General features: G+C 72.0%; 16 protein-coding genes. 4 read left to right on the forward strand and 12 right to left on the reverse strand.

Features of this window, described 5'->3' with window-relative positions:
- Positions 1-26 precede the first annotated feature (26 nt).
- Positions 27-1,346, reverse strand: a complete 1,320-nt coding sequence (locus tag ACZ4TR_RS01185; protein WP_364518541.1) for an aminotransferase-like domain-containing protein — start codon at positions 1,344-1,346, stop codon at positions 27-29.
- A 213-nt stretch (positions 1,347-1,559) separates the two neighbouring features.
- Here ACZ4TR_RS01185 and ACZ4TR_RS01190 point away from each other — a divergent pair, with 213 nt between their 5' ends.
- Positions 1,560-2,204, forward strand: a complete 645-nt coding sequence (locus ACZ4TR_RS01190) for a GNAT family N-acetyltransferase (protein WP_284743442.1) — start codon at positions 1,560-1,562, stop codon at positions 2,202-2,204.
- A 233-nt stretch (positions 2,205-2,437) separates the two neighbouring features.
- On the opposite strand, the gene ACZ4TR_RS01195 is transcribed toward ACZ4TR_RS01190, so the two are convergent.
- The 9 genes from ACZ4TR_RS01195 to ACZ4TR_RS01235 form a co-directional block, all read right to left on the reverse strand.
- Positions 2,438-3,586: an N-acetylmuramoyl-L-alanine amidase gene (locus ACZ4TR_RS01195; RefSeq protein WP_285477675.1), complete on the reverse strand. Its 1,149-nt coding sequence runs from the start codon at positions 3,584-3,586 to the stop codon at positions 2,438-2,440.
- A gap of 272 nt (positions 3,587-3,858) precedes the next feature.
- Entirely contained in the window at positions 3,859-4,182 is a 324-nt protein-coding gene (gene trxA, locus ACZ4TR_RS01200) for a thioredoxin (protein WP_020642536.1), read from the reverse strand.
- 34 nt (positions 4,183-4,216) lie between these two features.
- Positions 4,217-5,209, reverse strand: a complete 993-nt coding sequence (trxB, locus tag ACZ4TR_RS01205) for a thioredoxin-disulfide reductase (protein WP_465285252.1) — start codon at positions 5,207-5,209, stop codon at positions 4,217-4,219.
- A 141-nt stretch (positions 5,210-5,350) separates the two neighbouring features.
- Positions 5,351-6,142 carry a hypothetical protein gene (locus ACZ4TR_RS01210; protein ID WP_465285253.1) on the reverse strand — a complete coding sequence of 264 codons (792 nt, stop codon included), beginning with the start codon at positions 6,140-6,142 and terminating at the stop codon, positions 5,351-5,353.
- Positions 6,139-6,762 carry an RNA polymerase sigma factor SigM gene (gene sigM, locus ACZ4TR_RS01215; protein WP_086679039.1) on the reverse strand — a complete coding sequence of 208 codons (624 nt, stop codon included), beginning with the start codon at positions 6,760-6,762 and terminating at the stop codon, positions 6,139-6,141. Before sigM ends, ACZ4TR_RS01210 begins: the two co-directional genes overlap by 4 nt.
- A gap of 31 nt (positions 6,763-6,793) precedes the next feature.
- On the reverse strand, positions 6,794-8,383 hold the full coding sequence (locus ACZ4TR_RS01220) for a protein kinase family protein (protein WP_465285254.1): 1,590 nt from the start codon (positions 8,381-8,383) through the stop codon (positions 6,794-6,796).
- A 79-nt stretch (positions 8,384-8,462) separates the two neighbouring features.
- Complete coding sequence (gene murJ / locus ACZ4TR_RS01225; protein WP_465286257.1) at positions 8,463-10,403, reverse strand: murein biosynthesis integral membrane protein MurJ; 1,941 nt, start codon at positions 10,401-10,403, stop codon at positions 8,463-8,465.
- An 862-nt stretch (positions 10,404-11,265) separates the two neighbouring features.
- Positions 11,266-13,422: a DUF6049 family protein gene (locus ACZ4TR_RS01230; RefSeq protein WP_465285255.1), complete on the reverse strand. Its 2,157-nt coding sequence runs from the start codon at positions 13,420-13,422 to the stop codon at positions 11,266-11,268.
- Positions 13,419-13,973 (reverse strand): NUDIX hydrolase, encoded by a 555-nt coding sequence (locus ACZ4TR_RS01235; RefSeq protein ID WP_465285256.1) that lies wholly within the window; start codon positions 13,971-13,973, stop codon positions 13,419-13,421. The genes ACZ4TR_RS01230 and ACZ4TR_RS01235 overlap by 4 nt, the downstream gene beginning before the upstream one ends.
- Positions 13,974-14,072: 99 nt before the next feature.
- Between ACZ4TR_RS01235 and ACZ4TR_RS01240 the strand changes: the two genes are divergently transcribed.
- The 3 genes from ACZ4TR_RS01240 (at position 14,073) to ACZ4TR_RS01250 (ending at position 17,819) form a co-directional block, all read left to right on the forward strand.
- Positions 14,073-15,515, forward strand: coding sequence for a CCA tRNA nucleotidyltransferase (locus tag ACZ4TR_RS01240; RefSeq protein WP_465285257.1), 1,443 nt, complete (start codon positions 14,073-14,075; stop codon positions 15,513-15,515).
- 102 nt (positions 15,516-15,617) lie between these two features.
- Positions 15,618-16,955 (forward strand): sensor histidine kinase, encoded by a 1,338-nt coding sequence (locus tag ACZ4TR_RS01245; RefSeq protein WP_465285258.1) that lies wholly within the window; start codon positions 15,618-15,620, stop codon positions 16,953-16,955.
- A 12-nt stretch (positions 16,956-16,967) separates the two neighbouring features.
- Positions 16,968-17,819, forward strand: a complete 852-nt coding sequence (locus ACZ4TR_RS01250) for a class I SAM-dependent methyltransferase (RefSeq protein ID WP_465285259.1) — start codon at positions 16,968-16,970, stop codon at positions 17,817-17,819.
- Here the strand turns inward: ACZ4TR_RS01250 and ACZ4TR_RS01255 are convergent, their stop codons facing one another.
- Together ACZ4TR_RS01255 and ACZ4TR_RS01260 are read right to left on the reverse strand one after the other, a co-directional pair.
- Positions 17,820-19,727 (reverse strand): TNT domain-containing protein, encoded by a 1,908-nt coding sequence (locus ACZ4TR_RS01255; protein WP_465285260.1) that lies wholly within the window; start codon positions 19,725-19,727, stop codon positions 17,820-17,822.
- Between the two features lie 35 nt (positions 19,728-19,762).
- Positions 19,763-22,612 carry an ADP-ribosylglycohydrolase family protein gene (locus ACZ4TR_RS01260; RefSeq protein WP_465285261.1) on the reverse strand — a complete coding sequence of 950 codons (2,850 nt, stop codon included), beginning with the start codon at positions 22,610-22,612 and terminating at the stop codon, positions 19,763-19,765.
- Positions 22,613-22,626 lie beyond the last annotated feature (14 nt).

Raw genomic sequence — 22,626 nt, forward strand, 5'->3', positions numbered from 1 at the left:
GTGGAAACTCCTTAGGAAGGTAAGAACTAGACCGTGTCCGGGGACGGGTTCTGCGGCCCCTGGATCTGGCGCGAGCCCACGTTACCGAAGGTGCGGGCCAGGTCCATTTCGGACTCCAGCACGGCCGCCAGCCGCCGGACGCCCTCACGGATCCGCTCCGGCGTCGGGTAGCAGTAGGACAGCCGCATCTGGCGGCTGCCGAACCCGTCGGCGTAGAAGCCGGTTCCGGACGCGTACGCCACCCGCGCGGTCACCGCGCGCGGCAGCATCGCCTTCGTGTCGACGCCTTCCGGCACCGTCACCCAGACGTAGAAACCGCCGTCCGGCTTGGTCCAGGAGCAGCCCGGGGGCAGGTACTGGTCGAGCGCGGAGAGGATCGCGTCGCGCCGCTCGCGGTAGTTCTCGCGGAACTTCTTGATCTGGCCCTTCCAGTCGTGCGTGGCCAGGTAGCGCGACACGATCATCTGGTTGAACGTCGGCGGGCACAGCGTCGCCGACTCCGCGGCCAGGACGAGCTTTTCGCGCACGGCGTGGGGCGCGAGCACCCAGCCGACGCGCAGGCCGGAGGCGAACGTCTTCGAGAACGAGCCGAGGTACACGACGTTGTCGGGGTCGGTCGAGCGCAGCGCCGGGTAGGTCTGGCCGTCGAAGCCGAGCAACCCGTACGGGTTGTCTTCGACGACCAGGACGTTGTGGTCACGGCAGATCTCGAGGATCTCCTCGCGACGCTCGACGGCCAGCGTGACGCCGGCCGGGTTGTGGAAGTTCGGGATCGTGTAGAGGAACTTGACCCGGCGGCCGGCCTTTTCCGTCTGCGCGAGCGCCTCGCGCAGGAGCTCCGGCACCAGCCCGTGCTCGTCCATCGCCACGTGCACGACCTGCGCCTGGTAGGCGGCGAACGAGCCCAGCGCGCCGACGTACGACGGGCCTTCGGCGATCACGACGTCACCCGGGTCGCAGAACAGCCGCGTGACCATGTCCAGGCCCATCTGGGAGCCGACGGTCACCACGACGTCGTCCGGGTGGGCCTTGATGCCTTCCAGCGCCATGATTTCGCAGATCTGCTCGCGCAGCACCGGGACGCCGTGCGCCGAGCCGTACTGCAGGGCGACGAGCCCGTCTTCGGCGATGATCTCCGCCACCTGCGCCGAGAGCGTGTCGAGCGGGAGCGCGGCCAGGTTCGGCATGCCCCCGGCCAGCGAGACCACCTCGGGCCGGCTGGCCACCGCGAACAGCGCCCGGATCTCGGAGGCGGTCATCCCGGCGGTGCGCGCGGCGTACCGCTCGAGGTGCGGGTCGAGGTTCTGGCGGCCGCTGTGCGGCTTGCTGGGGCGGTTCTCGGTCATCGACGATTCACCCGGGGCTCGGTTGACAGGGCTGCTTGTAAATGGCACGACAGATCCCGTCGAGTGTAACCGTGCACCCATCCGGTACCCCTGGCCTTTCGGTGCTTGTCACATCGGCCTATCCTCGACCCAGGCTCCCGTGATCGTGCTGCTCCACCGCGCGGCTTGACGACCGGGCAGCCGTCGGGAGCGCAGGGGTCAGGGAGGTCGCGGGTGTCACGTCGCGTCGTGGGCGTCACACTGGACAACCTGGAGCACCTGCCGAAGAGCTGCCGCAGGTGCGTTTACTGGGAGCTGGCCCCGCACCTGAAGAACCAGGCCGAGGAGTTCGGCGCCACCGAGGTCGAGAAGGAAGCCTGGGTCTCGAGCGTGCTGCTCGAGTGGGGTTCCTGCGGCCGCATCGTCTACAGCGACACGCTGCCGGTCGGGTTCGTGCTGTACGCACCGCCGAACGCCGTCCCGCGCTCGCTGGCCTTCCCGACGTCCCCGCCGAGCGCGGACGCGGTCCTGCTGACGGCGTTCCAGGTGCTCCCGGAGTTCCGCGGCGGCGGCCTCGGCCGGATGCTCGTCCAGGCGGTCGCCAAGGACCTGACGAAACGCGGCGTGCGCGCGATCGAGGCGTTCGGCGACGCTCGTCCCGAGGAGTCGGACCCCGACGGCGGCCACAGCTGCGTGCTGCCGGCGGCGTTCCTGCAGAGCGTCGGCTTCAAGACCGTCCGCCCGCACCAGAAGTGGCCGCGCCTGCGCCTGGAACTGCGCTCCGCGATCACCTGGAAGGAAGACGTCGAGGCGGCGCTCGAGCGGCTGCTCGGCCAGGTGACGATCACCACGGCCGAGCCCAGTCTCGGCCGCGCCTGAGCTGCGTCTCTCCACTAGGCCGCAAACGTTTGCGCCGCAGCTCCACCTGGCCCGAAACGACGGATTCCGTCGTGTGTGCACAGCTGTGGAAGAAGTGCCGAGTTATCCACAGAGCGCTGATAGGAGCGGTGGACAAGCTGTGGAGAACTGCCCGAAAACCTGGGGACGCACAGGCTGCGTCCCCAGGGGTGGTGGGGCAGGTGAAGGTGAGCCGCTAGGGGTTGTGGTCAGCCCTATTCGGCCTTGGCGAGCTCGTGCGCCAGGACGTCGGCGAACGTGAACGTTCCCGTCGGCTGGTCGCCTTCGCCGAGCAGGTACAGGCGCTTGACGGCGATCAGGATGCCTTCCGCGACGATGTCGCGGAACGCCGGGTCGCCGAGCTTGCGGGCGTCGTCCGGGTTCGTCAGGTAGCCGATCTCGACCCGGACCGCCGGGCAGCGGGTGCGGGTGAAGATGTCCCACGACTTGTAGTGGGTGCGGTTGTCCTGCAGGCCCGTGCGGGCCGCGACCTCGCGCTGGATGAAGCCGGCCAGCAGCTCGCCCACCGTGGACGTCGTGCCGTTGCCGTTGCCGAAGTGGAAGCTCGCGACGCCTTGCGCGCGCGGCGAAGGGTTCTTGTCGCTGTGCAGCGAGAGGAACAGGTCGGCGCCCGCGTCGTTGGCGAACTGGGCACGCTCGAGCTCGGTCGGGCTGTGGTTCGGGCCGCGGGAGATCAGCGCCTCCATGCCCGTGGCCTTCATCCGGCCTTCGAGCCGGCGGGCCAGGTCCCACGCGATGTCGGCCTCGCGCAGGCCGCCGGCGACCACGCCGAGGTCGTCGCCGCCGTGGCCGGGGTCGATCACGATGCGCTTGCCGCGCAGGCGGGGGCCGGCCTGGCGCACCTGCTCCTGCTCGCGCAGGAACACGGGGCGGCCGCCCCGGGCCCGCGGCGAGGACAGACGGTGCAGCTCCCGGATGGTCGCGGGGCCGCACATACCGTCCGGCGTCAGGCGCATGTCGCGCTGGAACGTCTTGAGCGCGCGCTCGGTCGCCGCGCCGAAGTAGCCGTCCGGGCGGCCGGCGTCGAAGCCCAGCTCCGTGAGCCGCTCCTGCAGCGTGAAGACGTCGTCTCCGTGGACCGGGGACGCGATCATGTAGGACAGCGGGCGGCTGCCCAGGTGGTAGCTGGCGCCCTTGAGCGCCTGGAAGGTCGCCGGACCCACGATGCCGTCGGTCATCAGCCCACGGCGCTGCTGGAAGGCACGCACGGCGTGCTCGACGGCGACGTCGAACGTGTCGTAGTCATCGGTACCGGTGACCGGCGGGAGCAGGTCCATCCCGGCCAGGATGGACCTGATCTCGGCGACGTCCGGACCGGCGTCACCGCGGCGGAGTACCCGCATGCACTCCTCGCTCTTCCTAGGGCACCGATTCGGGGGCTCGGTGCGTGGCAAGAAACCTTCGCTGGGAGGGACCCAGGTCCTCTATTGTGCCCTGCCAACTCTGGGTGACAGCGCAGGCCCGGTAGGTGGGTCAAGAGCCCGATCGTGGTGCGCTCTCGATGGCCCCCGTCACGCTCGATTCACCCACATGGGTGGGATTACCTCGAACGGCGACGGACCCGGGGTCCGCAGGAGGGTTCCCGCAGGCCCCGGGTCCGCCGGGCTGGTTCGGTTCAGAGGACGTCGGCGAGATCCGACAGCAGCGCGGCCTTCGGCTTGGCCCCGACGATCTGCTTCACCGGCTTGCCGCCCTGGAACAGGATCAGCGTCGGGATCGACATCACCTGGTAGTCACGCGGCGTGTTCGGGTTCTCGTCGATGTCGATCTTGGCGATGGTCAGCTTCTCGCCGTTCTCGGCCGCGATCTCCTCGAGCACCGGGGCGACCATCTTGCACGGCCCGCACCAGGTGGCCCAGAAGTCGACCAGAACCGGCTTCTCGCTGGTCAGGACCTCGTCGACGAACGTCGCGTCGGTCACCTTCACGGTGTTGGACATGGTTTCTCCTTCAGGTTGGTCGAAAGCCGGAAAGTCAGTGGGTGCCCGCGCCGTAGCCGCCGCCGACCAGCTCGGCCGCCTCGTGGGCGTCCGACTCGCCGTGCTCCGCGAGCCATCGTTCCGCGTCGATCGCGGCGCTGCACCCGGAACCCGCGGCGGTGATCGCCTGCCGGTAGGTGCGGTCCACCAGGTCACCGGCCGCGAAGACGCCGTCGAGGTTCGTGAACGACGTCCGGCCCTGGGTGACGACGTAGCCGTCCTCGTCCAGCTCGACCTGCCCGCGCACCAGCTGGCTGCGGGGGTCGTGCCCGATCGCGACGAAGAAGCCCGACACGTCCAGCGTCGACTCCGAGCCGTCCTTGGTGTCCTTCAGCTTCAGGCCTTCGACCTTGCCGTCGCCGACCACGCCGGTGATCTGCGAGTTCAGCTTCCACTTGATCTTCTCGTTCGCGCGGGCGCGCTCGAGCATGATCTTGGACGCGCGGAACTCGTCGCGCCGGTGCACGACCGTGACGGACTTCGCGAACTTCGTCAGGAAGGTCGCCTCCTCCATCGCCGAGTCGCCACCACCGGCGACCACGATGTCGTGGTCGCGGAAGAAGAAGCCGTCACAGGTCGCACAGGCCGAGACACCGCGCCCGAGCAGCTCCTGCTCACCCGGCACGTTCAGGTACCGCGCCGCGGCACCCATGGCGAGGATGACCGCGCGGGCGGCGTAGCGCTTGCCGTTCGCGTGGACGTACTTGACGTCCCCGGTCAGCTCCAGCGACTCGACGTCCTCCGCGCGCAGCTCGGCGCCGAAGCGCTCGGCCTGCTTGCGCATCTCCTCCATCAGGTCCGGACCCATGATGCCGTCGCGGAACCCGGGGAAGTTCTCGACCTCGGTCGTCGTCATCAGCGCGCCGCCGAACTGCGTGCCCTCGAACACCAGCGGTTCCAGCTGGGCCCGTGCCGCATAGACGGCAGCGGTGTATCCGGCAGGACCCGACCCGACGATGATCAGGTTCCTGATTTCCTCGGCAGCCACCCGTGACCTCCGCTCGTAGTGACCCGTGTACCAGGCTCAACACGATCGTAGGGGCCGGTGTTCCCGGCGGTGACAGCCGCTCATGGGGGCTCCGGGTGGCGGAGCCCCCGGCCCGGGGCGAAGCCCCGGATGTCACAGCCGCTACTTCTCCCCGACGACCTTGTCGAACAGCACGGCCGGATTGCCCGGTCCGCAGTCCGCGCCGAAGGCCACGAGCCGGAACTGGGCGAGCTTGCCGGTGGTCAGGATGATCATGACGCCGGCCTTGCCGCCGACGTTGACCGGGCGGATGCCCTCCGGGCGCACCTTGGGGTCGAGCCCGGCGGCCGCGATGCACGCGTCCAGCTTGTCCTCGGTCCGCAACGGGCCGAAGTCGCGGACGCCGACCGCCTTGCCGATCAGGGCCTGGGCGCCGCTGCCGTCGTTGCCGACCGACGGGCCGGACGGCGGCGGGGCCGCGACGTTGGGGGTGCCGGGCTGCTGCGACGTACCCGGGATCGCGATCGTCACGGCGACGACCGCCGCCGCGGCCGCGGTCAGGACGCCGGCGGCCCAGCCGAGCCGCTTGTTCCGGCGCCGCCGGGCCGCCGCGAGGTCCACCACCTGGGCGTCCCCGCTCCCGGCCTGCTGCGGTGCCGGCGCCGTGCGCTGCTCGGGAAACTTGGCGGCTGCTTCGGCGGCCAGTGCCGCGTCCAGCCGGGCCGCGAACTCGGCGGGCATCGGCGGGGCGGGCGCGTCGGCGAGCGAGGCCAGGTCGGCCTGCGTGGCGTCGAGGGCGTCCAGGATGGCGCGCGCTTCGGGATCGGCGTCGACCAGCGGCCACAGCCGCGTGGTCTCAGCGTCGTCCAGGACGCCGGCGTGGAGGTCGGCGAGCACGTCGACAGACCAGGGCGGACCGACGGTCCCCCCGATCCCCCGGCTTTCGTCCGTCATCGTCCCTCCCCGCTACCCGGCTGGCGCCCGGCCCGTTTGCTTTCGTGAGTTGGGACGTTCGCAATCGCATCGGGGTTCCGCAGGTGTCCGAGAACCTTCGCGAGTTTTCCGCGGCCCCGGGCGCACCGGCTCTTCACGGTGCCTTCGGCGATGCCGAGCATCTTCGCGGTCTCGGCGACGGAGTAGCCCTCGACGTCGACGAGCACGATCGGCGCGCGCTGGTCTTCCGGCAGCTGGTCGAGCGCCTCGCGCACCAGCAGGCTGGTCTCGCGCTCGGCCATCGAGTCGCGCGGGGTGGCGGGCTCGTTGAAGCCGGTTTCCGGCAGCGGCACGGTCGGGCGCGCCTGCCGGCGGCGGATCCGGTCGAGGCAGGCGTTCACCACGATCCGGTGCAGCCACGTCGTGACCTGCGACTCCGCGCGGAACTTGTCGGCGGCGCGGAAGGCCGAGATGAACGCGTCCTGCAACGCGTCGGCGGCCTCTTCCGGATCGCGGACCGTGCGCAGGGCGACCGCCCACATGCGGTCGCGATGTCGCTGGACGAGTTCGCTGAACGCATGGGGGTCCCCCGCGGCGTGAGCCGCTATCAGATCCGCATCCGTGGGAGCTGCAGCTGTCACCCGCAAGAGCCTACTGACCCTGTCGGGCGCGTCACCCCGCAGGCAGGAAGGCCAGGTCGGCGATTTCCGTCTGGAACTTCCCGTCGTCGCCACCCAGTGCGGTGATCCAGACGATGAAGTACTCCCCTTGCGCCGGCTGGGCCAGCGCGATGGTCGTCTCGCCGTCCTTCAGGTCGCCGTTGCCGACCACCTTCGTGTCGGCGAAGTCCGGGTTCTTCTCGGTCGCCGAACGGATCTCGACCTTGGTGCCCGGCGTGCCGCCCTCGACCTTCACCTGGCTGAGGGTGATGGGGTCCTTGAAGGTGACGACGAGCCCGACGCCCGGCTTGATGGCGGGGAACTGCTGCTTGTACTGCTCGGTCCGCCACTGCGTCTCGGGCTTGTCGTCGGTGGCGTACTTCGCCCGCGCGGTGTTGTCGCCCTTGCCCTCGGGGTTGTAGACCGCGACGGCCTGCGGCTTCACCGCGGCTCCCACGACGGGCGACGGCGGTGGGGCCGGCTGGCTCGTCGCGGGCGGCTGGCCGGCCGGCTGGCTCGACGCCGGCGGCGCCGCGACGTTGATCGTCGGGCCGCTCGCCTTCGAGTCGCCCTGGAAGACGTTGATCAGCATCAGCCCGCCCCAGGCGAGGATGACGACCGTCGCGACCACCAGCACGGTGACGCCTAGCGCGAGCTTGCGCCGCCGTGCGACGTCCTTGACCGGCTTCTTCGTCGTCCAGACCGTGCCTTCGGCCTCGGCGGCCTCCCCGCCGACGGCCTTGATCAGCTGCGTGCGCTCCTCTTCCTCGGCCACCTGGTCGAGCATCCGGAGGATGGCCGCGCTGGTGCGGATGCCGCCGTTGCCGCCGTCCTCGATCGTGCGGACGGCCAGCGACGAGAGGTCGGCGGGCACCGTGGGGATGAGCTGCCGCGGCGGGACGATGCGCCCCTGCGGCGTGGTCGGGGCCGGCTGGATCGCGGGCGGGCCGCCGGGCAGCGCCCAGCGGCCGGTGAGCAGCAGGTAGAGAACCGCGCCGAGCGCCTTGACGTCGTCGCGCAGCGTCGCCTCCGGCAGCGGGCCGGGGAACGCGAGCTTCAGCGCGCCGTTCGGCGTCAGCCGCAGCCGCTGGGGGTGGTCGAGCCCGAGGACGAGCCCGTTCTGGTGGGCCTGTTCGACGGCTTCGGCCAGCGCCTGCACCATCCGCGCGGCCGCGGCGGGCGCCACCGGCCGCTGCGCGACGAGGTCGACCAGGTCGCTGCCCTTGGTCCACTCCGCGACGACGACGCCGAGCAGGCCTTCGCTGGAGGTGATGCCGCTGCCGAGGGCGAGCACGTCGAGCACGCGGGCGACCCCGCCGTGGCCGAACTTGGACGCGTGGGTCGCGCGTTCGAGGGTGCGCCGCGCGAGCCGCGCGGCTTCCGGGTCGGCCGGGTCGCCGACCAGCAGGGTCAGCGCGACGTCCCGCTTCAGCTGCCCGTCACGGGCACGCCAAAGGTGCGCGTCACCGCGCTCGTCCACGCCGAACTGCGCGAGGAGGCGGTAGCGGCCGTCGCCGACCACACGCCCGGGGGCCAGCGATCCGACCTGGGCCTTGCCCACGTGGTTCGCACCCCCCGCCTGTTCGCTCCGCCTCGTGTCCACCCGCACTCTCCCGTTAGCTCCCCGCTCCAAGGTTACCCAGAATACGACGCGGGAGTCGTCGCCATCCGTACCGGAATCGTTACCCCCGCTTGATCAACCGGGTGAACCTCGAAGTCGCCGGTTTCAGCTCTTCGACCTTCAGCGCCATGAGTACCCCGAACGAGACGACGATCCCCACGATGCCCTGCAGGAAGAGCTTCGCCCAAGCCCCCAGTTTCGGGCCGAACGCGTCCGGCACGAGCTGGCCGGCCACCCAGGCGGCGCCGACACCGAGGGCGCTCGCGACGACCGTGAACAGGATCACGCCGATCACCCGCTTGCTGCGCAGGTTGCCGAGCGTCACCCAGAGCCACACCTGGCCGAGGATCGCGCCGACGACGAACGTCAGCGCGTTGACCATCATGACGCCGAGCACGACGTTGTCCGGCGACAGCAGCACCGGGCACAGGTACAGCAGCGGCACCTTGACCAGCGTCATCACGATCATGATCAGCGTCGGTGTGCGGGCGTCCTTCATGGCGTAGAAGACGCGCATCTGGAGCATGACCAGCGCGTACGGCAGCAGCGCGAACGCCGAGATCGCGAGTGCGTCGCCGAGCCGCTCGGCGGTGTCGATCGTGCCCTTGCCGAAGGTGAACAGCGCGATGCCGATCGAGCCGCCGACCACGGTCATCACCGCGGAGATCGGGACCAGCATCACCGTCGACATCCGGGACGCGTACGACAGGTCGCCGATGAGCTTCTTGTGGTCGCCGTCGGCGGCCGCGCGGCTCATCCGCGGCATGATCGCCGTCAGCAGCGAGACGCCGATGACGCCGTACGGCAGCTGGAAGAGCAGCCAGGCGTTGCTGTACGCGGTCACACCACCGGGTGAACCGCTGGTCAGCACGCGCGTGTTGATCGTGTACCCGACCTGGCTGACCGCGACGTAGCCGAGGATCCACAGCGCGAGGCCGCCGAACTCCTTCATCTGCTTGTCGATGCCCCAGCGCCACTTGAACCGGAAGCCCGAGCGGAGCAGCGGCGGCACCAGCAGGAAGGCCTGGGCGATGATGCCGGCTGTGACGCCGATGCCGAGCGTCAGCACCTTCGGGTCGGTGATCGACGGGTTCGCGGTGTCGATGTCCCCCGGCATGACCCAGACGACCAGGATCGTGAAGATGACGACCAGGTTGTTGACCACCGGCGCCCACGCCGTCGGGCCGAAGATCTGCTTGGCGTTCAGCACCGCCGAGAGCAGCGCGAACACGCCGTAGAAGAAGATCTCCGGCAGCAGCAGGTAGGCGAACGCCGTGGTCAGCGAGGAGCTGGCCTTGCCGGAGCCGTCGACGTACAGGCTGGTGAACGCCGGGGCCGCGAGCACCGCGACCACCGTGCCGATCAGCAGCAGCGAGAACGCCACCGTGATGAGCCGCTGGGTGTAGGCCGCGCCGCCGTCGGGATCGTCCTGGGAGCGCACCAGCAGCGGCACCACCACGCTGGCGAGGACGCCACCCATCAGCAGCTCGAAGATGATGTTCGGCATCGTGTTGGCGACGTTGAACGAGTCGTTCGCGATGCCCTGGCCGATCGCGGCGACCAGCAGCAGCTTCCACAGGAAGCCGGTGATCCGGCTGATCAGCGACGCGATCGCCATCCGGCCGGACGCCTTCGCCAGCGACGGCGCCTTGGCCGGGGCTTCCGCGCCCGGTTCGACCGGCTTGACGAGCGGCGTCTTGAGCGCCGGCATGACCTGGGTGGCCAGCGCGTCGTACGGGCGCATGACGTCCGGGTCGGCGACCGGCCAGCGCGAGTTCATGGGGACGCCGGCGGTGCGCGGGATGAACCGCGTGGCCTCCGGGTCGGGCGGGCGCTGAGCCTCGTCCTGCCACGGCCGGACCGGCGCGGGACGCCGGGACCCGCGTCCGCGCGGAGGCACCGGGATACCCGGCGGGGGCGTCCCGGGAGCCGGGTTGCCCGCGGCCGGGGTGCCCGGCGGCGGAGTCGCGGGTGGCGGTAGCGGCGGACCCGGCTGCGGCAGCCGGCCCGGGGCCGACGGCTGCGCCGGCGGGCCGGGGATCGGCGGCACGGGCTGGACGCGGGTGGGCGCCGGGCCACCGGCGGCGCGGGGCGGCTGCCCGCCGCGCGGCGGGGCGCCCGGCGGGGGCTGCTGGGGAGGCGGGCCCGGCGGCGGCGGGACGCGCCGGGCCGGACGCGGTTCGCGCGGCGGCGCCTCGTCGTGGACGGGCCAGGCGTCGTGCGGGGGTACGTCGTCGCGCACCGGCCGGCCGTCGCGCACGGGAGCGTCGTCGCGGACGGGCCGCTGCTCGCGAATCAAGCCGTCGTCACGGACCGGGCGCCCGTCGCGTGGCGGCGGTGCGTCCTCTCGCGGCGGCCGTCCGTCGCGCACGGGTGGGCCGTCGTCGCGGACCGGACGGCGGGGACGGCCGTCTTCGCGGGCCGGTCGCCTGGGCGGGGCGTCGTCACGAGCGGGCCGCCGGGGCGGTGCGTCGTCCCGGGCGGGCCGGCGAGGTCCCCCGTCCTCGCGGGGCGGGCGCTGGTCGCGGACAGGCGCGTCGTCCGGCGCCGGCATCTGGCGCGTGTGGCCGTTGCGGGGCGGCTGGCGGCGGCCGCGCTCCGGAGGAGGCGGCTTCGGGGCCGGCGGCTGCTGGGGTGGTGGCTGGCGGCGGACCGGCTGCGACGCGCGCGGCGGTCCGTCACCCCGTTGCGGGGGCGGAGCGCCTTCGCGCCGAGGACGACTCGCACGCTCGGGTGGTAAGCCCGGCTCTCTCTCCAACGCGTGCCCAATCCTCGGTGCTCGGTCCGGTGCCCGCGGCCCGGTGCCGCGTACGTGCGGACCAAGAGTAATCGGGAACCGCCCGGAACACTCGAAGGCCGAAGGATCAGTCCACCAAGTCGCGCCCCGCGCGGGCGTCCTTCACCCGTCGGTAGATGCGCCGTGAAGCCAGCAGAAGTAGGGCCACACCTGCGGCGACGGTCGCGATGATGGTGATCGCGCCGTACTCCGTCGACGTCAGTTCGAACCGCGCGGATGACCCGAGAGGGGTACCGGTGGGCGTGCTCAACGACACATCGACGCTGAACCGGCCGGCCCGCAGCGCCTCCACGGGGAGGAAGTACTGGCGGCCGCCGCCCGCGGGGAACGACACCTCCTTGCCTTCGTCCGCGCGGAGGCCGGTGTTGTTGTTGAGCGAGAACCTCGCGTTGATCCCGACCGGCAGGTCGTTCACCACGTACACCGGCAGCGGGGAGTTGCCGGACGCCAGTGCGATGATCTGCTGCGGCTGCCGGACGCTCACCCGGTCGCTGATGGCCCCGATCTCGGCCCGCGCGTTCGCGGTGGCCGCGTCGGCGGGCAGGCCCCGCCAGCCGGTGGAGGCACCGCGCAGCTCGGCCAGCCGCACCGACGCGACGACGTCCTCCGGCTTCACCCGCTTGGTGGGGTCCAGCTGCATCGCGGAGGACACCCCGGTGGCCTGGTCGTCGAGCTTCGACAGCGTCGAGACGACGACCGGGTCGATGGCCGCCCCGGGGTCCTGGCCGCCGTCGCCGACCGCGCCGGAGCCCGCCGGGTCCGCGGACAGCAGCGACGGGAGCGACTCGGCCGTGACCACCCCGGCGTCGAGGAAGTTGCCGGCCTGCTGCAGGTACGCCGTGAGCTCGGCCGCCGGGGCGTCCCAGCGCCGCGGCGGGGCGACGAGCAGGTGCTCTGGGCGCTCCTGCCCGGCCGGCAGGCCGAGACCGGCCCGGAAGGCGAGCGCGCCGAGCCCGTTCTGGCTGGAGACCGCCCGCTCGGTGTTCGCGGCGACGGTGACCGAATCGGGCACGCTCGGCACGCCGGTCATGGCCGCGGAGATGAGCGAATCGGTCGGCTGGGCCCGGACCGCGCTGCCCTGCACGGTGACGCCGCCGCCCACGCCGGCGGGGACGAGCTTCGCCGCGTCCGTGAGCACGGTCTTGACGCCGGCCTGGGTCAGCGCGGTGAGCACCGCCTCGTTGAGGGTGCCGTCCGGCCACAGCACGCCGGTCTGCGGCGTGACCCCGGCCACCTGCTGGATCGTGGCGGCGGCCGCGGCCGCCTGGGCGACCAGGATGGGGTCGCCGGGACGGATCCGGGAGACGGTGTCGAGGTCGGCGTCGGCGAAGGGCAGCGCCACCGCGCACCGGCCGGTCAGCAGGGAGCGCAGCGAGGTCAGCCACGTCTTGGCGGTCTGGACGCCCTTGCCGTCGACGTTCCCGTTGTCGGTGTGGACCTGGTAGCCGCGGCTCATCGAGTCGACGGTGGCCAGCAGGTCCGGGTCGAGCGCGAAGCACATCGACTTCGCGAGGTCCGCGTCGCCACGCACGGCCGTGGACGCGGCCGTGACCAGCGCGTTCAGCCGGCCGTCGGGGCCGATCTCGTCGGCCAGCCGGTCGTCGCGCAGCACCAGCGGCTGGCCGTACGGCGCCGCGTAGACCGGCGGGACACCGCTGGTCAGCGGCCAGAGCAGGGTCATGCTCGGCGCGCCCGCCGACGAGTGCCCGGCGGACTTGCCCGGCCCGGCCAGCACCGGCATCAGCATGCTGACCGCGCCCAGCCGGGCGGCCCCGCCGAACTCCGGGGTGCCGTTGACGTTCACCAGCAGCGGGTAGACGCCGGGGCGGCCGAACTGCGCGGCCTTCGAGCCGGTCAGGTTCACCGTGATGTTCAGCGGCGCGCTCTGCCCGGGCTCCAGCACGTCGGCGACCGAGGTGAAGTCGGTCAGCGGGGCGTCCTTGATGACGGCGCCCGACAGCACGTCGTTGACCCCGCGCGAGGTCGTCACCCGCTCGCCGGCCTGCAGGCGGACCTGCGGCCGGGTGACCTTCCGGTCGCCGGTGTTGGTCACCGTGCCGGCGACGGTCAGCGTCGTCGTCGAGCCGGTGATCACGCGCGGGTTCAGCTCGGCCAGGTCGACCCGCAGGCGGGCGCCCCCTTGTGCCTCCGCCACCGTGGCTCCGGTGAGGGCGGGGACGGCCAGGAAGAGGACGGAAAGGAAGGCTGCGGCGAACCGCTTCACTCGGGGGCTCCCTCAGGGGCGTGCTCGTCTCGTCCGTGGACGTCCGGGCGCGCGAAAAGTTCCTTGAGCATGTGACTGGCCTTCCGGACGAGCTTGCGCTCGTCGGAGTAGGCGAGCTTGGTCTCCAGCTCGGCCAGCGGGACCCAGGCCACCTCGGTGACCTCGACGTCTTCGTCGGAGAGCTCGCCGCCGAGCGATTCCAGCAGGAAGTGGTGGACGGTCTTGTGGATCCGCCGCTTCTCGGCCACGAACCAGTAGTCGATGGTGCCCAGCGGCTGCAGCACGCGCGCGGAGATGCCGGTTTCCTCCTTGACCTCGCGCACGGCCGTCTGTTCCACCGTCTCACCGTCCTCGATGTGGCCCTTGGGCAGCGACCACAGCAGTCTGCCGTGCCGGTCGAGCCGGCCGATCAGCACCGCCTGTTCGCGCTCGGCGTCCACCACGAGGCCCCCGGCCGACGTCTCGTCGACCGTGGTCAGGCGCCTGCCGCGCTGACGCCTGCGCCGCCTCCGCGGCTTCGAGGCGCCGGGGCGGCCGGCTGATCCAGACATGCTGCGATGCTAGAGCAAACGGTTGCCCCGGTAGGCTGGCTCTCCGTGTCCTGTCCGGTGGTGCCTGTAGTAATCGCACCCGAACCCAGTGGGATTTTCGTGAACGACGTGGTCGCCAAGGAGAACGCGGTGGTGGAGCTGATGCGGCTCTCCCCCCTGGCGGACGAGCTGGCCGAGAGGTTCGCCCGGGCCGGGCACCGCCTGTACCTCGTCGGCGGGAGCGTGCGCGACGCGCTGCTCGGCCGGCGCTCCGGCGACCTCGACTTCACCACCGACGCGCGCCCGGACCGGGTGCTGAAGATCGTCAGCGAGTGGGGCGACGCGGTCTGGGACGTGGGCATCGCGTTCGGCACGGTCGGCGTGACGAAGAAGGGCATGCAGCTCGAGATCACGACGTTCCGCGCGGACAGCTACGACCGCGTCGGCCGCAACCCCGAGGTCACCTTCGGCGACAGCATCGAAGGCGACCTGCTCCGCCGCGACTTCACGGTCAACGCGATGGCCGTCGAGCTGGCGACGAAGACGTTCATCGACCCGCACGACGGCCTGAGCGCGCTGCGGGAGAAGGTCCTCGACACGCCGGCGACGCCGCAGGAGTCGTTCGCCGACGATCCCCTGCGGATGTTGCGCGCCGCCCGCTTCGCCGCGCAGCTCGGCTTCACCGCCGCGCCGCGCGTGGTCGACGCGATGGCGTCGATGGCGAACGAGATCGACCGGATCACCGCCGAGCGCGTGCAGGCCGAGCTGTCGAAGCTGCTGCTCGCCGACGACCCCCGGCCCGGCATCGAGCTGCTGGTCGACACCGGCCTCGCCGACCGCGTGCTCCCCGAGGTGCCCGGGATGCGGCTGGCGATCGACGAGCACCACCAGCACAAGGACGTCTACCAGCACTCGCTGACCGTGCTGGCCCAGGCGATCGACCTGGAGAAGTCGCACGAGCCGACGTCGGAGCCGGACCTGATCCTGCGGCTGGCGGCGCTGCTGCACGACGCCGGCAAGCCGGCGACGCGGGAGTTCCAGCCCGGCGGCGGCGTGAGCTTCCACCACCACGAAGTGGTCGGGGCGCGGATGGCCCGCAAACGTTTGCGGGCGCTGAAGTTCTCCAAGGAGATCATCGACGACGTCTCCCAGCTCGTGTTCCTCCACCTGCGGTTCCACGGCTACGGCAAGGGCGAGTGGACGGACTCGGCGGTCCGCCGGTACGTCACCGACGCCGGCCCGCTGCTGACCCGGCTGCACAAGCTCGTCCGCGCCGACTGCACCACGCGCAACCGCCGGAAGGCGGCGGCGCTGCAGGCGACCTACGACGACCTCGAGGCCCGCATCGCCGCGCTCAAGGCCAAGGAGGACCTCGACCGCGTGCGGCCGGACCTCAACGGCGAGGAGATCATGGAGCTGCTGGGCATCAAGCCGGGTCCGGACGTCGGCAAGGCGTGGAAGTTCCTCAAGGAGCTGCGCCTGGACCGCGGACCGCTGGAGCACGACGACGCCGTCGCGGAACTGAAGAAGTGGGCGGCGGAGCAGGGAATCGGAAATTCCTGACCGACTTACCGTGAATTTCGTGGAAGCCTGGACCTGGCCGCCGCGGATCGGTGATACTCCCTAACCTCGGTTCACCGACGTGACCAGGGGGTTGTCCGCGCGATGTCCACCGAAGCGCCCGACCCGCCGAAGCCGGCGACCGGCGGCAGCTTCTTCGTGGCACTGCTGCGGCAGGGCGCGCCCGCGATCGCGACGGCCACCAGCGAGCTCTCGGACGAGATCGCCGACCCGACGCCGATCCACGCGCTGAAGCGGATCTCGAAGATCGCCGGCTCGATCGACCCGAGCCGGCGCGACGGCCTGCTGCTGCGCGCCACGCGGTACGTCGTGCTCATCCCGCTGGCCTTCCGGCTGCTCGCCGTGCCCGGGCAGTTCGGCGTCTACGCCATCCGGAACGGCGCGAGCGGGCTGCTGCCGGTCGGGGTGTTCACCTTGCTCTCGGTCGCGCTGAACGTGATCGGCTTCCGCTGGATGTTCCGCTCGGCACCGTTCCGCGGCCGGGACGCGGGCAAGCTGCTCGCGGTCGATCTCGTCTTCACCACGCTTTCGCCGCTGGTCCTCGCGCTGACCGTCCCCACCGCGGTGTACTTCGACGCGCTCGCGGTCAGCAGCGTCCACCTCCTGGGCGAGGCCGGGCTGCTGACCCTCGCGCTGGGCGTCCCCAGCGGGCTCGTGTTCGGTCTCGCGAGCTTCCCGCTGCGGATGCTCGCGAACTGGCTCAACACCGGTCGGTTCCACGTCGGCGCGGCGTTCTCGACCTTCTCGGCGCTGCTCGCCGAGCTGTTCCTGGCGGCCGCCGCGCTGGTGCTGACCGGGCTCGGCACCCGGCTGGCCCTGGCGTACGGCACCCGCAACGGCCGGCTGGCCGAGCGCGCCCAGCAGCACCGGATGCTGCACGACACCGTGCTGCAGACGCTCGAGGCGATGGCGCTGTCCGGCACGTCGAACGCCGAAGAACGGCTGGTCGAGATCCAGCGGCTCGCGCGGGCGCAGGCGATGGAGATCCGGCAGACGATCGAGTCGGCGGCGTCCGAGCGGGCCGAGGACGGCGCCCGGCCGCTCGGTGAGAAGCTCGCCGCGCTCGCCGCCGAGATGGCGCGGGACGGGCTGCGCGCCCAGCTCGTGGTGGCCGAGCTGGACGACGACACGCTGTCGGAGGTCCGGCAGATCGCCATCCGCGACGCCGTGCGCGAGGCCATGCGGAACACGATGAAGCACTCCGGCACCGACCGGGTCGTGGTGCGCGTCGAGGAGCGCGAAGGCGGGATCGCGGTGATCACCCGCGACCACGGCGCCGGCTTCAGCGCGGCCGATCACCCGGCCGGGTTCGGCATCAGCGAGTCGATCACCGCCCGGCTGGCCGAAGTCGGCGGAACCTCCCTGGTCGAGTCGGGACTCGCCGGAGGCGGCACACGGGTGACGTTGTGGGTGCCCTTCTGATATCTCCTGAGCATGACCTCGATCGAGCTGCTCGCCGACGCCCTCGCCGCCCACCGCGCCGGTGACCGCGACCAGGCCGCCGACCTCGCCGCCCGGGCCGGCCGCGCCGGGTCGTCGCTGGCCGGTGAACTGCACACCTACCTCGCCGGTGACGGCTCGGCCTCCGTGTACGACCAGCCGAGCGCCTTCACGGCGTTCATCCGCGGCGGCGGCAACGTCTGGCTGTACCGGGCGTTGAGCACCGCGCTGGCCGCCCGCTACGACGAAGCAAAGCCGGAATCCCTGCTCGACCTGGGGTGCGGCGACGGCTTGGCCGTCGTGCCCGCGCTGGAGCAGGCCACGCACGTGCCCAGCCGGATCGATCTGGTCGAACCGTCGGCCGCGCTGCTCGAGGGCGTCCACGAGCGGGTGCCGTCGGCCCAGTGCTGGCAGTCGACCGCCCAGGAGTTCCTGGCTCGCGACGACCTCGGCTGGGACTTCGTCCAGTCGACGTTCGCGCTGCAGTCGATCGAGCCGGACCAGCGCGCGGAGGTGCTTCGCACGCTCCAGTTGCGTACCGGGACGCTGGTGCTCGCCGAGTTCGACGTCCTGGAGTACGTCGAAGGCTCGCCGGAGCACCTTCGCTCGCTCGTCGAGCGCTACGAACAGGGCGTCGCGGAGTACGGCGAAGACGCTTCGCTCGTCGCGCAGGGCTTCCTGCTGCCGGTCCTGCTCGGGATCGTCGACGGGCAGGAGCGGACGAACTGGGAGCACCCGGCCGCGGACTGGGTCGCGCAGCTGGAGACGGCGGGCTTCACCGACGTCGGCGTCGAACCGCTCGCCGACTACTGGTGGTCGCCCGCCGTCCTGATCACCGCGTCCTGATCAGACCCGGCTGACGGACCCCGTCTCGAGGTGCTGGGCGAGCGGCCGGGGGAGCAGGTAGGCGACCGCGCCGCCCGGCATCCCGCTCCACGGCGCCGTCACGCCGGTCAGCACCCGCACCGAGCGCTGCACCCGGTAGAGCCGCTTGTCACGTTCGCGTTCGAACGCCAGCGACGTCTCGACGAACCGCGTGCCCTCCGCGTGCACCAGGTTGCCGGTCTCGGGGCCGAACCGGACGACCGTCGTGCCCGGCGCGAGCACGATCAGGCGCTTGCCGCGGTAGAAGTTCAACGGCGGTTCGCCGCGCATCGGCAGGATCGGCCAGTCGGCGGGCAGGTCGGACTCCTCCGCGGGCCGCGGCGGCTGCATCAGCAGCACGCCGAGGAGGAACCGGGCCGCGTCACCGAGCGAGCCGAACGCCACCGGCTCGTCGGACGGCGGCCGCGAGACCTCCCAGCCGTTCTCGGCCCGCCGCAGCGTCCAGACGCCCTCGGCCGGGATCTCCTTGGCGCCGATCCGGTAGGCCGCGGCCGGCACGCCGTGCTCGGCGAGCCGCTGCTGGAGCAGCTCCAGCGTCTCCGCGCCCCGCAGGTCACGCACCTCTTCACCGCGGGCGACGCGCACGAGCGCACGCTCGTCCGGCAGGTCCGCGGCCGTCTGCGGCGGCCGCGGCCGGCCGAGGACCTCGGCTTCCGCCGTCGCGCGGACGAGGTCGCCGACGAACGGCGGGCGGAACCCGGCCGCCCGGATGTGCTCGACCAGCTCCGGCTCCGGCGGCACCCCGTACTTGCGCAGGTAGTGCGGCACGGCGGCGGGCCAGATCCAGGTGCCGTCGGTGTGGAACGCGTTCGGCACGTCCGGCTTCGCGCCCGGCACGCCGAAGATGTCCGGCAGCGGTGCCGGCCGGTGCAGCGCGACCGGCGCCCGGAACAGGTAGTCGAGCACGCCGCGGACCTGGTCCGGCGGCACCGGCGGCCGGTTGACCACCGGGCGTTCGCCTTCGGCGTGCGAGTCGGCGGCCCGGGCGAGCCGGAACGTGATGTCCAGCGGCAGGCCGGCCTTCGCGGTCAGCCACCCCGGCACGTGCTTCGGCGACCGCGGGAAGTTCGCCAGCTCCAGCTCGTAGGCGGCGGTCGACGGGCGGCCGCCCTCGTTGGGCGGCACCCGCCAGTCCGGCTCGCGGTCGGCGTCGAAGTCGAAGTCGAACTGCGATTCCGCGTCGAGCGTGAACGTGCCCTGGAACCAGGTGCCCACCTCGGGCTGGAACATCGCGGCCCGCAGCCGCGCGAAGAGCCCGCCGAGCCGCGGCACCGCGGGCAGCGAGACCGACACGGGGCCGTCCTCGTCACCGACCGCGCGGACCTCGATCTCGGAGTAGTCGCCGACCTGCCGGAACTGCGCGCCGACGCGGGCCCAGCCGCCGGGCACCGTGTGCAGCAGCGTCCGGCCGATGGCGCGCAGCAGCGCGTTCTGGTCGCCGGTGCCCGGCTGCGGCCGCGCCTCCGGCGTCTCGGTGAAGTCCAGCCGCGTCTGCCACAGCGCCGTGACCTGCTTCGCCGGCACCGTGACCGAGAAGTCGGTCAGGCCCAGCTGCGCCGCGCGGGCGGCGTCGTCGCGGACCCAGCGCAGCGTCAGCTCCGGTCGCGCGCCCGGCGCGACCTCGAAGACTTCGCCGTCGTACTCGCCGAAGGTGCGCAACGTGAACGTCGCCGGCACCTCACTCGCCGGCACGACCCGCGCCGGCCGGCCCTCGAACTCCTTGTCGAAGCCCTCCGGCGCCTCGTCTTCCGGCAGCACGGACAGCAGCACCGTGCCGTCCGTGGTCGACCGTTGCGCGCGGAACGTCCCCTCGCCCCACGCCGCGTACAGGCCGTCCGGGCGTTCGGCCACCTCAACCCGGTAACGCACGTTTGTCCTCCCCTGACCCCAGTGACATCGGAAACTTAGTCGACCGGGTACCGAGCGAACCACCGGTCGTCACCCGGCGCATCCGGGCCGAACTCGGTGAGCGCGTCGTCCACCAGGCCGACGATGACATCGCGGAGCTCCAGCCGCTCCAGCCAGCTCGGCCGCAGGGCCTCTTCGCCGTACATCGCGCCGACGAGATTGCCGCAGACCGAACCGGTCGAGTCGCTGTCCCCGCTGTGGTTGACCGCCGCGAGCAACGCCGTGTCGGCGTCGGTGGTGGTCAGCGCGACGTACACGGACATCGACAACGCGGTCTCGCCAATGTTGCCCTGCCCGAGCGATTCGAGCTTCTCCGGCGTCGGCGGCCCCTGTTCCGCCAGCGCCAGCGCCGCGTCGAGCGCCGCGCTCTGCTCTTCGTGTCCCGGGTGCTTCACAAGCTCGTCCCGCGCGGCCGCGAGGGCGTCGAGCAGCGGTTTCCCGTGCAGCAGGCCGTGGACGAGCACCGCGAAGCAGCCCGAGGACAAATACCCGCTCGGGTGACCGTGGGTCAGCGCCGCGCTCTCGGCGCCGAGCCGGAACACCTCGGCGAGGTCGTCGGACCACAGCGCGATCGGTGCCACGCGCATCACGCCGCCGCAGCCTTTCGAGTTGTTCACCGGGCGTTCGATGGTGCCCCGGACGCCCGAGCGGCCGTACGCCTCCAGCTCGCCGAAGCAGGTCAGGCCCGGTGCGCGGCGGCTGAACAGCTCCTGGTGCGTGATCAGCCAGCCGTCGGGCGCCTCGACGTCGGACTGCGGACCGCGCGCGCGGTCCCAGGTGACGCCCTGGGTGTGCAGCCAGCGCTGGTAGGCCATCTGCAGGGAGTGCACGACGTCGGCGGAACCGGTCCGCCGCCGCTGGGCATGCGCCCGGATCAGCGCTTCGAGCGTGAAGAGCGTCATCTGCGTGTCGTCGGTGATCCGGCCGACGCCGCCGTACGCGGGGATGAAGTCGGTGATGCCGGCCGGACCGGCGATCTCGCGGATCCGGTCGATCGAGTCGAACTCGGTCTTCGCGCCCAGCGCGTCGCCGATCGCCCCGGCCAGCAGGCTCCCCCGGAGTCGTGAGCGCAAGTCCGGTCCCTTCGGTTTCGGGGTGAAGCGGCCGCTCGGGTAGCGGCGTTCCCAGCGTGGGTGTTCCGCGGTCTCCGTCTGGAGGCCGTTGCGGTTGAAGTACCAGAAGACGTCGCCGGCGACGTCGTCGAGCAGGCCGAGCTCGGGCAGCGCCGCGACCCACGCGGCGGGCAGGCCGGGGACACCGACCCTTGCGCCGACGAGCGCTCCGGCGATCGCGCCCGCGACCGGGCCGGACCGCGCGGCGAGCGTGATCGCCGCTTCCGGGTCGTGGCCGCGCTTGGCCGCGGCGAACAGCGCCCGGCCGAGCACCGACCGGACGCTCCGGCCGTCACCGATGCTCTCCAGCTGCATGATGTCGTCGGCGTCGCGGTCTTCACGCAACGCCAGCGTCGAGGTCGCCAGGCCGCCGCCGATTTCCCGCAGGCGCAGGTGGACGGGCAGCGCGAACGTGTCGCGGGTGAGCAACGCCTGGAACAGCGCGATCAGCAGCTCGACGCCCTCGGTGACTTCCGCGCCGACGTCTCCGGTCAACGCGCGCGCGACGTCCTTCGCGTACTGCTCGCCGTCGATGCCGTCGATGGCGACTGCCCCCGCCGGCGTCGCGGCCAGCGCCGTGGCCAGCAACGTCGAGAGAGCGTCGGGTGCGGGACCCGCGCGCCGCGTCGCGACCGCGAGCCAGCCGACCGGGTCCGGATGCGGCAGCTCCGCAGGCACGTCGCCGGTCGGTACCGGCGGCAGGCCGCGCAGCACGCTGTCGGTGTGGAACAGCAGGTGACGCGTCAGGCCACCCAGCGTGCCCACGTCTCCGCCGCCCAGCGCGTCTCCGATCGCGAAGCCGACGTACGCGCCGACGATCCGGTGCCACGCGAAGCGCGCGGCCGGCGTGCCGAAGGCGGAGAACTTCCCGAACGTCCACGGCACCGGCCGGGGGCGGGCGTCCTCGTCGACGTGCGCGATCAAGCCGTTCGCGGCCAGGTCGGCCGGCCATTCCGGGTCCTGGCCCGCCCGCCGCCGCACGCCGTTGCGGTACTGCCAGGCGAACCCGCGCAGGTACCGGACGCAGTCCTCGGAGGACAGCTCGAAGTGGTGGTCGCGGGCGTGGTCGACGGCGTACCGCAGGTGCCGTTCCAGCAGGTCGGGCGGCTCGACGCCGAACTCCGCGACCAGCGCGGGCAGCGCCTCGGCGACCTCGGGCCCGGCTTCGGGCGCGGGCTCGTCGAACTGCGGCCGCGGCTCGCCGGGACCGGTGCCGGCCAGCTCGGCTGCGGTCAGGCTCCGGACGAGCCCGGTGCCGGGGTCGAGGGTCAGCCCGGTCGGCGGCCGGCCGGCCAGCAGGTCGCGGACGACGACCCGCCGGCGCCGCGGATACCGCCCGGGCACCTTCGCCGACGAGCTGTAGGCGATGACTTCCTGCCCATTGCCGGGGACCTGGCGCACGAGCGGTTCGCCGTCCGGCAATGGCACGAGAACTTCGCAGTCGAGCAGCGCCGTCACGAACTCCGCGCGGCTGATCCAGTTCGCGCCGAGGTAGTTCAAGAGTTTCCCGGCGTCGGTCGTCGCCGGCGGAAAGCCGAGCCAGGCCGGGCCCGGACGGTACTGCTCGTTGGCGCGGTGCGGGCCCGTCGGCTCCCCGAACAGCGTGTACTGCGCCCAGCCGCGGATGGCGCGCACCGGGATGCCAAGATCGGGAAACGCCTTTTCGTCGAACTCCGGATCGACGTCGGGCCGCCATTCGACGAAGCCGTCGTCGATGGCTTCCGCTTCTGTCATTCTCCCCATCCTCG

The organism is Amycolatopsis sp. NPDC028719 (assembly GCF_055565395.1).